The following is a 13,391-nucleotide window of genomic DNA, read 5'->3' on the forward strand; positions in this document are numbered from 1 at the left end:
AAGGTATTTCGGGCTATGCGCATTGGTGTCCTCACGTCCGGCGGCGACTGCCCCGGTCTGAACGCCGTCATCCGGTCCGTCGTGCACCGTGCCGTCGCCGACCACGGCGACGAGGTCATCGGTTTCCGGGACGGCTGGAAAGGCCTCCTGGAGGGCGACTATCTGAAGCTCGACCTCGACGCGGTCGGCGGCATCCTCGCCCGCGGCGGTACCATCCTCGGCTCCTCCCGGGTCCGTCCCGAGCATCTGCGGGACGGCGTGGAGCGCGCCAAGGGGCATGTCGCGGAGCTGGGCCTCGACGCGATCATCCCGATCGGCGGCGAGGGCACGCTGAAGGCGGCCCGGCTGCTGTCGGACAACGGCCTGCCCATCGTGGGCGTGCCGAAGACCATCGACAACGACATCGCCGTCACCGACGTCACCTTCGGCTTCGACACGGCCGTCGGGGTCGCCACGGAGGCCCTGGACCGGCTGAAGACCACCGCCGAGTCGCACCAGCGGGTGCTGATCGTGGAGGTCATGGGGCGGCACACCGGCTGGATAGCCCTGCACTCCGGAATGGCGGCGGGCGCGCACGCCATCGTCGTGCCGGAGCGGCCGTTCGACATCGACGAGCTGACCGCGCGGGTCGGCGAGCGGTTCGAGGCGGGCAAGCGGTTCGCCATCGTCGTCGCCGCGGAGGGGGCCAAGCCGAAGCCCGGCACCATGGCCTTCGACGAGGGCGGCAAGGACATCTACGGGCACGAGCGGTTCGCCGGGATAGCCCGTCAGCTCTCCGTCGAGCTGGAGCAGCGGCTCGGCAAGGAGGCGCGGCCGGTGATCCTCGGGCATGTGCAGCGGGGCGGTACGCCTACGGCGTATGACCGGGTGTTGGCTACGCGGTTCGGGTGGCACGCGGTGGAGGCCGTTCATCGCGGGGAGTTCGGGCAGATGACGGCGTTGCAGGGGACGGACATCGTGATGGTGCCGTTGGCTGAGGCCGTGTCGTCGTTGAAGACGGTGCCGTCGGAGCGGTACGCGGAAGCGGAGTGTGTGCTTTAGCCGTCCTGGCGGGTGCGGGTTGTGTGTGGTGCTCGCGCAGTTCCCCGCGCCCCTTGAGTTGGCATAGCTGCCCCCGGTCGCAGAGGTGACCGGGGGCAGCTCTACTCTTGTGGGCGGACATCAGCACAAACCCCCCACGAATCAGGAGCCGGCGGATGGATCACAGCGGGCACGGCATGACCATGGATCTGCCGCCGTTCACGCTGGGGCAGGGGCTTCAGTGGTCCGCGGACCCGTTCTTTCTCGTCGCTTGTCTGCTGGGGCTGGCGCTCTACGCATGGGGTGTCGTCCGGCTGACCCGGCGGGGTGACAAGTGGCCCGTCGGGCGGACCGCCTTCTTCTCCGTCGGTGTGCTGAGCATCGGGCTGATGATGAACACCCAGCTGAACGACTACGGAATGGTCATGTTCAGCGTGCACATGGTGCAGCACATGGTGATCAGCATGCTGTCGCCGATCCTGATCCTGCTCGGCGCCCCGATCACGCTGGCGCTGCGGGCGCTGCCGCCGGCCGGGCGGGGCCGCAAGGGGCCGCGCGAGCTGCTGCTGTTGCTGCTGCACAGCCGGTACATGCGGATCGTCACCCACCCGGTGTTCACGATCCCGCTGTTCATCGCCAGCCTGTACGGCCTGTACTTCACCCCGCTGTTCGACTTCCTGATGGAGTCCAAGCCGGGGCACACCGCGATGATGGTGCACTTCCTCGCGGTCGGCCTGGTGTTCTTCTGGCCGATCATGGGCGTGGACCCGGGCCCGCACCGGCCCGGCTATCTGATGCGGATGCTGGAGCTGTTCGCGGGCATGCCGTTCCACGCGTTCTTCGGCATCGCGCTGATGATGGCCTCCACCCCGATGGTGAAGACGTACGAGAACCCGCCCGCCTCCCTCGGCATCGACGCGCTCTCCGACCAGAACGCGGCGGGCGGCATCGCCTGGGCGTTCAGCGAGATCCCGTCCGTGCTGGTGCTGATCGCGCTGCTGTTCCAGTGGTACGGCTCGGAGCAGCGGCAGGCCAAGCGCAAGGACCGGGCGGCGGACCGGGACGGCGACAAGGAACTCGAGGCGTATAACGCCTATTTGGCCTCACTGAACGCACGAAGCCGCTGAACTTCTTTTCCGGGCGGTTCGGTTCAGTAGCATGAAACGCGTCGGGGGGACCGCCGGGGGGAGCGGTGATGACCGTTCGCGTTGTCGTGCGCAGGGCCGTGATCACGCTGGTATTCGTACTGGCATTGAGCGGATGCGATCGCGACGCACACGTGTTCGCAGTAAAGGCCGTGGCGGCGGGCGTGCCGTCCCTCGCGCCGTTCTTCGACGAGGACGCGGGGCTCGGCCATGACGCCGACGTGCGGTCGAGGGCGGCGCCCGGCGGAGTCCAGCAGGGCGACACACCCGGTCTCTACGGCGGCACGAAACAGCCGGAGATCTGTGATGTCGACCGGCTGGAGGAATTTCTCAGGGATCCCAGGAATGACCATAAGGCACAGGCCTGGGCCAATGCCCTCCACATCACCACGGGTGAGATTCCGGAATATCTCGATCGGCTGGCACCGGTTCTGCTCCGGACCGACACGCTCGTGAAGAACCACGACTACAAGAAGGGAAAAGCGGTCCCCTTCGACGCCCTGCTCCAGGCCGGAATCGCGATTCTCGTCGATGAGCGGGGACTGCCCGCGGTGAAGTGCTCCTGCGGAAATCCGCTGCGGCCCTTCGAGGGGGATGCCCGGAGGATTTCGGTCCGGTTCGAGGACGGCAACGAGAAGTGGCCCGGCTTCGACCGCTCGTCCGTGGTCGCCGTACGGCCCGCCGCCCGGACCCTGGACCGGCTGGCCCTCGTCGACGTCGAGGACCCCGGCCGGGGCATCCACCGGCCCGCCGGGACGACCGGCGCGGACGACTCCGCCTTCGACGCGAGCGAGCCGCGCACGGTGCCCGGCGTGGCCGGGACGACGTTCGGGCGGGCGAGCCGACTGCTGGCCGAGGCCGGGCTCGCGGTCGCGGTGGACGGGGGCGGGCTGCCGCCGGACGACGCACGAGTGACGGCGTCGGATCCGCCGGCGGGGACCGAGCTGCCGTTCGGGGAGTACGTGACGCTGAGCGTGGACGGGGGCAGCGGCTCGGGGAGCGGGTCGGACACTCCCCCGGACTCGTCGGGGTCCGGGGACTCCACGGGCTCCCCGGGCTCCACGGGCTCCCCGGGCTCATCGGGTTCCGCAGGGGTCGGGGACTCCCCCGGGTCCTCGGGGTCCCCTGGGCCCTCCGGCTCCTCGGAGCCGTCCGGTCCGTCCGGGTCCGGGGACCCCTCGGACTCGCCGGGCTCACCGAGCTCCTCGGACTCGCCGGGCTCATCGGACTCCCCCGGTTCCGCCACGCCAGCCCCCTCCGCCTCGCCGGAGGAGCCGTCCGGTCCGGCGTCGCCGACGCCCTCGGCGCCCGGCGCGCCCTCACCCTCGTCCGAGCGGCCTCCGTCCTCGTCCCCGACCCGGCAGGAGCCGCCCTCGTCGCCGTCCTCCTCCGAGCCGCCGCCGTCGGCGTCCCCGGCCCCGCCGAGCGGTCCGCCCGCCGACCAGACGCCGACGGGCCAGCCGCCCCCGGCCCAGGCGCCGTCACCGGATCCGCCCTCCAGCACCCCGGGCACCGCCGTATCGACCGCCACCGCCACTCCGTAGTCCCCCGCAGAAACGGGAGTCACCGGATGCCTTCTGGATCACCGACGTCGGGAGTGGGCCGGGTCATCGCCGGCCGTTATCTGCTGCTGCACCGGCTCGGCAGCGGCGGGATGGGGCATGTGTGGCTGGCCCACGACCAGAGACTCGCCTGCGAGGTGGCGCTGAAGGAGATCGTGTTCCGGGATCCGGCGGAGGCGGACCACGAGCGGGAGGCGCGGGTCGCGCGGGCGCGGGCGGAGGCCCGGCACGCGGCCGGGCTGCGCGGGCATCCGCATGTGGTGACCGTGCACGACGTGCTGGAGCACGAGGGGCTGCCGTGGATCGTCATGGAGTACGTGGCGGGGGCCGTGGACCTGCGGGAGCTGGTCGCCCGGCGCGGCCCGCTCGCCCCGGCGGAGTGCGCCCGGATCGGCCTCGCGGTACTGGACGCGCTGACCGCCGGGCATCAGCGGGGCGTCCTGCACCGGGATGTGAAACCGGCGAACATCCTGCTCGCGCCGGACCGCACCGGGGCGCCGTACGGGCGCGTCCTGCTCACCGACTACGGCATCTCGGTGCAGCCGGACGCCGGGGAGCCGCGGTACACGCTGGCGTCCGCGCTGGTGGGCACGGCGGGCTATCTGGCGCCCGAGCGGGCCACCGGAGGGCCGCCCACCCCGGCCGCCGATCTGTTCTCGCTGGGCTGCACGCTGTACTACGGCGTCGAGGGGCGCGGGCCGTTCGAGCGCGAGTCGCAGCTGGCGGAGCTGACCGCCGTGGTCGCCGAGGAGCCGCGCCCGCCGGTGCGCTCGGGCGCCCTGGAGCCCGTCCTGCGGGCGCTGCTCACGAAGGATCCGGCGCGGCGGATGGCGGCGCCGGAGGCCGAGGCGGCGCTGGCCGGGATCGTCACCCCGCAGCCGCAGGGGTACGGCCGGACGCAGACGGATCTCGGGTCGCAGCCCCCGTGGAGCCGGACGCCGGACGGCCCGGGGTTCGGGCCCGCCCCGCCCGGCGAGGGCCGCCGGCCGCTCCCCCGGGCGCTGCGGGCGGCGCTCGCGGGTGGGCTCGGGCTGGTGCTGGCGCTGGGCGGGGTCTGGTACGCGACCGCCGACCGGTCCTCCGGCAAGGGCGCGGAGACGGGGTCGCCGTACGGCGAGGGCGTGGGGCTCGCCCGGCCGCTGCGGAACGGGGATTGTGTGCTCGCCGACTGGCCCGGGGAGCGGTTCGCCGGGACGCCCCGGCTGTCGCTGGATCCGAGCTGCCGGGACGCGGTGCCGGACGGGCAGGTGATGGGGTTCGTGCCGGCCGCGTCCGCCGCGCAGGCGCGGGAGCTGGGGCCGGAGCGGTGCGAGGAGCTGACCCGGGAGGCCCGGGAGCGGCTGGCGGACGTGCGGAGCCTCGCCGTCGTACCGACCGAGCAGGGGTTCGAGGCGGCCGGGCGGCGGACGGCCTGTCTGCTGCTCGGTGCGTACGGGCCGGTGTACGGGCCGCTCGGCGGGCATCGCAAGCCGGGGATGACCTTCCGCGACACGGCGAGCATGCAGAAGCGGGACTGCCTGGAGGTCCGCTCCCCGCGGGACGTACGGCTGGCCTCCTGTGCGCGGCGGTACGACGAGCAGGTGCTGGGCTTCACCCGGCTCGCGAAGGGCCTCACCCTGGCGCAGGCCCGCAGCCGGTCGGACGCGGCGTGTGCCCGGGACGTGCCTCCGGGTGACTACGGATTCGATCCGTCGGCGTACGAGGCGGGGTCGTGGACCGGCCAGGGGGCCTGGAAATCGGGCACACATCTTGTCGTGTGCACCGTACGGAAGCAGAACGGGGGCACCATGGAGGGGGACGAGCCATGAGGAGGGTGTTGCGATGCCCGGTTCTACGGACGGTTCAACGAAGACCATGGGGGTGCTCACCATGGGTGGGCTCGTCGTGGTGACGGCCTACACGGTGGCGCTCGGCAGCAACGGCTGGCTGTGGTTCGGCTGGGTCGTGCTGGGCCTGATCACCCTCGCCATGGTGGCCACCCGCAGCACCTGAGATTCCGTTTCCGGGCTACTCCTGGGCGAGTCGCCCCGCCGAGTGCACCCCCGGCTGGTACTTGGGCAGCCGGGCGGTGACCTTCATGCCCGCGCCCAGGGCGGTCTCGATGACCAGGCCGTGGTCGTCGCCGTACACCTGGCGGAGCCGGTCGTCGACGTTGGACAGCCCGATGCCGCCGGACGGGCTGACCTCCCCGGCGAGGATGCGGCGCAGCAGGTCGGGGTCCATTCCGGCGCCGTCGTCCTCGATGACCACGAGGGCCTCGGCTCCCGCGTCCTGCGCGGTGATGCTGATCCGGCAGGTGTCCGCCTTGCCCTCCAGACCGTGTTTGACGGCGTTCTCGACGAGCGGCTGGAGACACAGGTACGGCAGGGTGACCGGCAGTACCTCGGGGGCGATCTGGAGGGTGACCGAGAGGCGGTCGCCGAAGCGGGCCCGGACCAGCGCCAAGTAGTGGTCGATGGCGTGGAGTTCGTCGGCGAGGGTGGTGAAGTCGCCGTGCCGGCGGAACGAGTAGCGGGTGAAGTCGGCGAACTCCAGGAGCAGTTCGCGGGCGCGCTCGGGGTCGGTGCGCACGAACGAGGCGATCACGGCGAGCGAGTTGAAGATGAAGTGCGGGGAGATCTGGGCGCGCAGGGCCTTGATCTCGGCCTCGATCAGCCGGGTGCGGGAGCGGTCGAGGTCGGCGAGTTCGAGCTGCACGGAGACCCAGCGGGCGACCTCGGCGGCCGCCCGTACCAGCACGGCGGACTCGCGGGGCGCGCAGGCGACGAGGGCGCCGTGGACCCGGTCGTCGACGGTGAGCGGGGCGACGACGGCCCAGCGCAGCGGGCAGTCGGGGGCGCCGCAGGCGAGCCGGAAAGCCTCGCCGCGGCCGGTTTCCAGCGGGCCGGCGAGCCGTTCCATGACCTCGGCGCGGTGATGGGCGCCCACGCCGTCCCAGACCAGCACCTGGCTGTCGTCGGTGAGGCAGAGGGCGTCGGTGCCGAGCAGGGTGCGCAGCCGGCGGGCCGACTTGCGGGCCGTCTCCTCGGTGAGCCCGGCGCGCAGCGGGGGCGCGGCGAGGGAGGCGGTGTGCAGGGTCTGGAAGGTGGCGTGTTCGACCGGGGTGCCGAGGCCGCCGAGGTTCTGGGTGCGGGCGGTGCGCCGGCCGAGCCAGAAACCGGCGGCGAGCAGGGGCAGGACGGCCACGCAGAGCCCGGCGAGGAAGCCGATCACGCCTTCACCTCCGTGCGCAGCTGTTCCGGCAGATGGAAGCGGGCCAGGATGGCCGCGGTGCCGGCCGGGACGCGGGCCGGGGTGGCAAGCGACACCAGCACCATGGTGAGGAAGCCGAGCGGCACCGACCACAGCGCGGGCCAGGCGAGCAGGGCGTGCAGCGGGCCGCCGCCGGGGAAGCCGGCCATGGTGGCGGCGACGGCGGCGAACGCGGAGCCGCCGCCGACCAGCATCCCGGCGGCCGCGCCGGGCGGGGTCAGCCGCCGCCACCAGATGCCGAGCACGAGCAGCGGGCAGAACGAGGACGCCGAGACCGCGAAGGCGAGCCCGACCGCGTCGGCGACGGGCAGTCCGCCGACCAGCACGCTCGCCACGAGCGGGGCGGCCATGGCGAGCAGCGTGCCGAGCCGGAAGTGCCGGACGCCGCGCGAGGGCAGCACGTCCTGGGTGAGCACTCCGGCGACGGCCATGGCGAGCCCGGAGGCGGTGGACAGGAACGCGGCGAACGCGCCGCCGGCGAGCAGTGCGCCGAGGAGGTCGCCGCCGACCCCGCCGATCATCCGGCCGGGCAGCAGCAGGACGGCCGCGTCGGCGTCGCCGGTGAGGGTGAGTTCGGGGGCGTAGAGGCGGCCGAGCGCGCCGTAGACGGGCGGCAGCAGGTAGAAGGCGCCGATCAGGCCGAGCACGGCGACCGTGGTGCGGCGGGCGGCGACGCCGTGCGGGCTGGTGTAGAAGCGGACCACCACGTGCGGCAGGCCCATGGTGCCGAGGAAGGTGGCGAGGATCAGTCCGTACGTGGCGTAGAGCGGGCGGTCCTCGCGGCCCTCGGCGAGCGAGGTGGACATGCCGCCGTTGCTGCCGCGGTCGGCGGCCGGGACGGGGGTGCCGGGAGCGAAGGTGAGGCGGGTGCCCTGGTCGATGCGGTGGGTGCCGGCGGGCAGGCGGATCTCGGTGCCGTCGTGGGCGCGGCCGTCGACGGTGCCGTCGACGGTGACGGTGAGCGGGCGCTCCAGGCGCAGGTCGAGGGTGGCGTCGACGCGGACGGCGCGCTGGTCGCGGAAGGCGGGTGGTTCGTCGAAGGCGCGGCGGGGGCCGCCGTCGGCCTGCCAGGCGAGGACCAGGAAGAAGGCGGGGACGAGCAGGGCGGTCAGTTTCAGCCAGTACTGGAAGGCCTGCACGAAGGTGATGCTGCGCATGCCGCCCGCGGCGACGATGGCCACGACGACGACCGCGACGATGATCCCGCCGAGCCAGTCCGGCGCCCCGGTCAGCACGGTGAGGGTCAGGCCCGCGCCCTGCAGCTGGGGCAGCAGATAGAGCCAGCCGACGCCGACGACGAAGGCGCCCGCGAGCCGCCGTACCGCCTGCGAGGCGAGCCGGGCCTCGGCGAAGTCGGGCAGGGTGTAGGCGCCGGAGCGGCGCAGCGGGGCGGCGACGAAGAGCAGCAGCACGAGGTAGCCGGCGGTGTAGCCGACCGGGTACCAGAGCATGTCCGGGCCCTGGACGAGCACCAGGCCCGCGATGCCGAGGAAGGAGGCGGCGGACAGGTACTCGCCGCTGATGGCGGCCGCGTTCAGGCGGGGGCCGACGGTGCGCGAGGCGACGTAGAAGTCGGAGGTGGTGCGGGAGATGCGCAGGCCGAAGGCGCCGACGAGCACGGTCGCCAGCACGACGAGGGCGACGGCGGGGACGGCGTACGAGGAGTTCATGACACAGGGGCCCGGTCAGCGGTCCTCGACCAGGCGGACGAAGTCGCGTTCGTTGCGTTCGGCGCGGCGCACGTACCACTGGGCGAGCAGGACCAGCGGGGCGTAGAGGCAGAAGCCGAGCACCAGCCACTGGAGGCGGCCGGCGTGCGGGGCCGCCGCGAAGACCAGGGGCAGCGGGCCGATCAGCAGGACGAGGACGGCGCAGACGGTCAGGGCGGCGCGCAGCTGGGTGCGCATCAGGGAGCGGACGTAGGTGTGGCCGAGGGTGGTCTGCTCGTCGATCTCGGTGCGCGGGCGGTAGGCGCCGGGGACGCGCCGGGTGCGGCGGGGCGGGCCGGTGACGACGACGCGGCGGTCGGCGGGGCTGTTCGGCACGGTCACGGCCTCCTCATCAGCAGGTCCCGCAGTTCACGGGCGTGGCGGCGGCTGACCTGGAGTTCCTCTGAGCCGACCAGGACGCTGACCGTGCCCGCGTCGAGGCGGAGCTCGCCGATGTGGCGCAGGGCGACCAGATGGCGGCGGTGGATGCGGACGAAGCCGCGGGAGCGCCAGCGCTCCTCCAGGGTGGACAGCGGGATGCGGACCAGGTGGCTGCTGCCCTGGCCGGTGTGCAGCCGGGCGTAGTCGCCCTGTGCCTCGACGTGGGTGATGTCGTCGACGGCGACGAAGCGGGTCACGCCGCCCAGCTCGACGGGTATCTGGTCGGGGTCGGGCTCGCTCACGGGGATGCGGGGGGCGGTGCCGCGCAGTTCGGCGGCGCGGCGTATCGCCTCGGCCAGGCGTTCCTTGCGGACGGGTTTGAGGACGTAGTCGACGGCCTTGAGATCGAAGGCCTGCACGGCGAAGTCCTCGTGAGCGGTGACGAAGACGACCAGCGGGGGCCGGGCGAAGCCGGTGAGCAGCCGGGCGAGGTCGAGGCCGTCGAGGCCGGGCATGTGGATGTCGAGGAAGACGACGTCGATCGCCTCGGGCCCGTCGGGTCCCGACTCCAGGGCGCGGTTGATCCGGCGCAGCGCCTCGGTCGCGTCACCGGCGCCCTCGGCACTGCCGATGCGGGGATCGGCGTGCAGGAGGTAGAGCAGTTCCTCCAGCGAGGGGCGTTCGTCGTCGACAGCCAGGGCGCGCAGCATGAACCCGGAGTGTAGGAGTAATTCGTACGCCTGCACACGGGCAGTCGCGTGCCGGTCCTCGGGGCGTTCCCGCTGGATACAGTGCCGCCATGAACAGCAGGCCGGCACCGTTCGACGACCTCGACCGGAAGATCGTCACCGCGCTGATGGCGAACGCGCGGACCAGTTTCGCCGAGATCGGGGCGGCGATCGGGCTGTCCGCCACGGCGGTGAAGCGCCGGGTGGACCGGTTGCGGGAGACCGGGGTGATCACCGGGTTCACGGCGACGGTGAAGCCGTCGGCGCTGGGCTGGCGTACGGAGGCGTATGTCGAGGTGTACTGCGAGGGCGCGGCCCCGCCGCGGCGCCTCGCGGAGGTGGTGCGCAACCATCCGGAGATCGCCGCGGCGATGACGGTGACGGGCGGCGCGGACGCGCTGCTGCATGTGCGGGCGCGGGATGTGGAGCACTTCGAGGAGGTGCTGGAGCGGATCCGCGCCGAGCCGTTCATCCGGAAGACGATCAGTGTCATGGTGCTGTCCCATCTGCTGCCGGAGAGTCCGGAGGCGGGCGCGAACCAGCCCGCTCCGGACGACGCAGGAGACGTGCGTCACACCTGATCAGAACGCAGCGATCCTGCGTGAACGCGCAGGTTTCGTTTCTTGTCGAGCGTCCGGGGCTCTTTCTACCGTGGTGTCAACCCTCAGTCGACACCGCAGGAAGCGGAGGAACCCCTCTGTGTCCGAAACACGTGTGCCGCGCCGGCGGCGCTTCCTCGTCTGCGAACCCAGACACTTCGCCGTGCAGTACGCGATCAATCCCTGGATGCATCCCGATGTCCGGGTCGACGTCGACCTCGCCCAGGAGCAGTGGCAGAAGCTGATCGCCGCCTACCGCGCCCACGGGCATACGGTCGACAGCGTGGAGCCGGTGGCGGGCCTGCCGGACATGGTCTTCGCCGCGAACTCGGCGTTCGTCGTCGGCGGCCGGGTCTTCGGCTCCCTCTTCCACGCCCCCGAGCGCCGTCCCGAGTCCGTGCACTACGAGACCTGGTTCAAGACTGCGGGCTACGACGTGTACCGGCCGGAGTCGGTGTGCGAGGGCGAGGGCGACCTGGTGTGGACGGGCCGCTACGTGCTGGCCGGCACGGGGTTCCGCACGGCCCGGGAGGCGCACCGCGAGGCGCAGGAGTTCTTCGGCCACCCGGTGATCAGCCTGACGCTGGTGGACCCGTACTTCTACCACCTGGACACGGCGCTGTTCGTCCTCGACGACTCCGCCGACGGCAACAACGTCGTGTACTACCCGGAGGCGTTCTCGCCGGGCAGCCGTGAGGTGCTGCAGCGGCTGTACCCGGACGCGGTGCTCGCCACCCGCGACGACGCGATGGCGTTCGGCCTGAACTCGGTGTCCGACGGCCGCCATGTCTTCATCGCCCCGCGGGCCGAGGCGCTGGCCGCGCGGCTCGACGACCACGGCTATGTCCCCGTCCCCGTCGACCTGTCGGAGTTCCACAAGGCCGGCGGCGGCATCAAGTGCTGCACTCAGGAGATCCGTTCATGACCGCACCCGCCCGTACCGCCCGCGACTCCGCCGAGCTGATCGCCGCGGAGCAGCCGGTCCTCGCGCACAACTACCACCCGCTGCCCGTGGTGGTGGCCCGTGCCGAGGGCACCTGGGTGGAGGACGTCGAGGGCCGCCGCTACCTGGACATGCTGGCCGGCTACTCGGCCCTCAACTTCGGCCACCGCCACCCGGCGCTGATCGAGGCCGCCCACCGCCAGCTGGACCGCCTCACCCTCACCTCGCGCGCCTTCCACAACGACCGGCTCGCCGAGTTCGCCGAACGCCTGTCCGCGCTCACGGGGCTGGACATGGTGCTGCCGATGAACACCGGCGCGGAGGCGGTCGAGAGCGGCATCAAGGTGGCCCGCAAGTGGGCGTACGACGTCAAGGGCGTCCCCGCCGACCGGGCGACGATCGTGGTCGCGGCGGAGAACTTCCACGGCCGGACGACGACGATCGTCAGCTTCTCCACGGACGAGACGGCCCGGACCGGCTTCGGCCCCTTCACCCCGGGCTTCCGGATCGTCCCCTACAACGACCTGGCCGCGCTGGAGGAGGCCGTCGACGAGACCACGGCGGCGGTGCTGATCGAGCCGATCCAGGGCGAGGCGGGCGTGATCATTCCCGACCAGGGCTATCTGGCCGGGGTCCGCGAGCTGACGCACCGCGCGGGCTGCCTGTTCATCGCCGACGAGATCCAGTCCGGCCTCGGCCGCACCGGCCGCACCCTCGCCGTCGAGCACGAGGACGTCGTCCCGGACGTCGTCCTGCTCGGCAAGGCGCTGGGCGGCGGCATCGTGCCGGTGTCGGCGGTGGTCGCCCGCCGCGAGGTCCTGGGCGTCCTGCACCCCGGCGAGCACGGCTCCACCTTCGGCGGCAACCCCCTCGCGGCCGCCGTCGGCACGGCCGTCGTCGACCTGCTGGAGACCGGCGAGTACCAGCGCCGCGCCGCCGAACTGGGCGTCGTCCTCCGGGGCGGCCTCACCGACCTGGTCGGCAAGGGCGTGCTCGGCTTCCGCGCCCGCGGCCTGTGGGCGGGCGTCGACATCGACCCGGCCATCGGCACCGGCCGCGAGATCAGCGAACGCCTGATGCGCGAGGGCGTCCTCGTCAAGGACACCCACGGCTCGACGATCCGCCTGGCGCCCCCGCTGACCATCACGGGCGAGGAACTGCGGTCGGCGATCGGGGCGTTGGAGAAGGTACTGGCACAGGGCTGAGTCCGGGCCCTTCCCTTGGGTCGCCGTCTCTTCAACCATATGGGGAACCCCTGACCGGGAGGAGCGTTCCCCTTGTTCTACCGCCTGCTCAAACACGTCCTGCTGGGCCCGCTGCTGAGACTGGTCTTCCGGCCCCGTATCGAAGGCCTCGACCACGTCCCGGCATCGGGTGCGGCCATCGTCGCCGGAAACCATCTGTCGTTCTCCGACCACTTCCTGATGCCGGCGGTGCTGAGGCGGCGGATCACCTTTCTGGCGAAGGCGGAGTACTTCACCGGGCCCGGGCTGAAGGGGCGGCTCACCGCCGCCTTCTTCCGCAGTGCGGGGCAGATCCCGGTGGACCGGTCCGGGAAGGACGCGGGGCAGGTGGCGATCCGGGAAGGGCTGGGCGTCCTGGCGAAAGGGGAACTGCTCGGGATCTATCCGGAGGGGACCCGGTCGCACGACGGGCGGCTCTACAAGGGCAAGGTCGGGGTCGCGGTGATGGCGCTGAAGGCCGGGGTGCCGGTGGTGCCGTGCGCGATGATCGGCACGTTCGAGGCACAGCCGCCCGGCCGGGTGGTGCCCCGTATCCACCCGGTGGTGATCCGCTTCGGCGAGCCGCTGGACTTCTCCCGGTACGCCGGGATGGAGAACGAGAAGGCGATCCTGCGCGCCGTCACGGACGAGATCATGTACGCGATCCTGTCGCTGTCCGGACAGGAGTACGTCGACCGGTACGCGGCCGTCGTGAAGGCGGAGGAGGCCGCCGCGAAGGAGCGCAGGTTCCCGCGGCTGCCGCTGAGCTGACGCTCTGCTGTCGGCCGACTCCCGTGCCGTCTCGGCCCTGTACACCGTACGGTCGGCA

13 protein-coding genes are annotated in these 13,391 nt (G+C 72.3%); 9 read left to right on the top strand and 4 right to left on the bottom strand.

Annotated features, from left to right (window positions below):
- Positions 1-15: 15 nt before the first annotated feature.
- From ACZ42A_RS35235 to ACZ42A_RS35255, 5 genes are all read left to right on the top strand, one after another.
- Entirely contained in the window at positions 16-1,041 is a 1,026-nt protein-coding gene (locus tag ACZ42A_RS35235) for a 6-phosphofructokinase (RefSeq protein ID WP_468531405.1), read from the top strand.
- Positions 1,042-1,196: 155 nt separating this feature from the next.
- On the top strand, positions 1,197-2,147 hold the full coding sequence (locus tag ACZ42A_RS35240; protein ID WP_468531406.1) for a cytochrome c oxidase assembly protein: 951 nt from the start codon (positions 1,197-1,199) through the stop codon (positions 2,145-2,147).
- A 152-nt stretch (positions 2,148-2,299) separates the two neighbouring features.
- Positions 2,300-3,709: a DUF6777 domain-containing protein gene (locus ACZ42A_RS35245; protein WP_468531407.1), complete on the top strand. Its 1,410-nt coding sequence runs from the start codon at positions 2,300-2,302 to the stop codon at positions 3,707-3,709.
- Positions 3,710-3,735: 26 nt separating this feature from the next.
- Entirely contained in the window at positions 3,736-5,535 is a 1,800-nt protein-coding gene (locus ACZ42A_RS35250) for a serine/threonine-protein kinase (protein ID WP_468531408.1), read from the top strand.
- A 13-nt stretch (positions 5,536-5,548) separates the two neighbouring features.
- Positions 5,549-5,719 (top strand): hypothetical protein, encoded by a 171-nt coding sequence (locus tag ACZ42A_RS35255; protein ID WP_468531409.1) that lies wholly within the window; start codon positions 5,549-5,551, stop codon positions 5,717-5,719.
- Positions 5,720-5,734: 15 nt separating this feature from the next.
- On the opposite strand, the gene ACZ42A_RS35260 is transcribed toward ACZ42A_RS35255, so the two are convergent.
- The 4 genes from ACZ42A_RS35260 to ACZ42A_RS35275 are packed head-to-tail and all read right to left on the bottom strand — an operon-like array spanning position 5,735 to position 9,779.
- A complete protein-coding gene (locus ACZ42A_RS35260) occupies positions 5,735-6,940 on the bottom strand; it encodes a sensor histidine kinase (RefSeq protein ID WP_468531410.1) in 1,206 nt (401 codons plus the stop codon).
- On the bottom strand, positions 6,937-8,649 hold the full coding sequence (locus ACZ42A_RS35265) for a sodium/solute symporter (RefSeq protein ID WP_468531411.1): 1,713 nt from the start codon (positions 8,647-8,649) through the stop codon (positions 6,937-6,939). The genes ACZ42A_RS35260 and ACZ42A_RS35265 overlap by 4 nt, the downstream gene beginning before the upstream one ends.
- 15 nt (positions 8,650-8,664) lie before the next feature.
- Complete coding sequence (locus tag ACZ42A_RS35270) at positions 8,665-9,024, bottom strand: hypothetical protein (protein WP_468531440.1); 360 nt, start codon at positions 9,022-9,024, stop codon at positions 8,665-8,667.
- Between the two features lie 2 nt (positions 9,025-9,026).
- Positions 9,027-9,779 carry a LytR/AlgR family response regulator transcription factor gene (locus ACZ42A_RS35275; protein WP_468531412.1) on the bottom strand — a complete coding sequence of 251 codons (753 nt, stop codon included), beginning with the start codon at positions 9,777-9,779 and terminating at the stop codon, positions 9,027-9,029.
- Between the two features lie 89 nt (positions 9,780-9,868).
- On the opposite strand from ACZ42A_RS35275, the gene ACZ42A_RS35280 reads away from it, so the two are divergent.
- The 4 genes from ACZ42A_RS35280 (at position 9,869) to ACZ42A_RS35295 (ending at position 13,333) form a co-directional block, all read left to right on the top strand.
- Positions 9,869-10,378, top strand: a complete 510-nt coding sequence (locus tag ACZ42A_RS35280) for an Lrp/AsnC family transcriptional regulator (RefSeq protein ID WP_468531413.1) — start codon at positions 9,869-9,871, stop codon at positions 10,376-10,378.
- 118 nt (positions 10,379-10,496) lie between these two features.
- Complete coding sequence (gene ddaH / locus ACZ42A_RS35285; RefSeq protein ID WP_468531414.1) at positions 10,497-11,321, top strand: dimethylargininase; 825 nt, start codon at positions 10,497-10,499, stop codon at positions 11,319-11,321.
- Positions 11,318-12,544, top strand: coding sequence for an ornithine--oxo-acid transaminase (rocD, locus tag ACZ42A_RS35290; protein ID WP_468531415.1), 1,227 nt, complete (start codon positions 11,318-11,320; stop codon positions 12,542-12,544). The genes ddaH and rocD overlap by 4 nt, the downstream gene beginning before the upstream one ends.
- A 72-nt stretch (positions 12,545-12,616) precedes the next feature.
- Positions 12,617-13,333: a lysophospholipid acyltransferase family protein gene (locus ACZ42A_RS35295; protein WP_468531416.1), complete on the top strand. Its 717-nt coding sequence runs from the start codon at positions 12,617-12,619 to the stop codon at positions 13,331-13,333.
- The last annotated feature ends 58 nt before the right edge of the window (positions 13,334-13,391 follow it).

It is taken from the genome of Streptomyces sp. NPDC030838, from assembly GCF_055572035.1.

Excerpts from the sequence above, each read along its gene's own strand:
- ACZ42A_RS35235 (WP_468531405.1), top strand. The coding sequence starts at position 16 with ATGCGCATTGGTGTCCTCACGTCCGGCGGCGACTGCCCCGGTCTGAAC.
- ACZ42A_RS35240 (WP_468531406.1), top strand. The coding sequence starts at position 1,197 with ATGGATCACAGCGGGCACGGCATGACCATGGATCTGCCGCCGTTCACG.
- ACZ42A_RS35250 (WP_468531408.1), top strand. The coding sequence starts at position 3,736 with ATGCCTTCTGGATCACCGACGTCGGGAGTGGGCCGGGTCATCGCCGGC.
- ACZ42A_RS35255 (WP_468531409.1), top strand. The coding sequence starts at position 5,549 with ATGCCCGGTTCTACGGACGGTTCAACGAAGACCATGGGGGTGCTCACC.
- ACZ42A_RS35265 (WP_468531411.1), bottom strand. The coding sequence starts at position 8,649 with ATGAACTCCTCGTACGCCGTCCCCGCCGTCGCCCTCGTCGTGCTGGCG.
- ACZ42A_RS35275 (WP_468531412.1), bottom strand. The coding sequence starts at position 9,779 with ATGCTGCGCGCCCTGGCTGTCGACGACGAACGCCCCTCGCTGGAGGAA.
- ACZ42A_RS35280 (WP_468531413.1), top strand. The coding sequence starts at position 9,869 with ATGAACAGCAGGCCGGCACCGTTCGACGACCTCGACCGGAAGATCGTC.
- rocD (WP_468531415.1), top strand. The coding sequence starts at position 11,318 with ATGACCGCACCCGCCCGTACCGCCCGCGACTCCGCCGAGCTGATCGCC.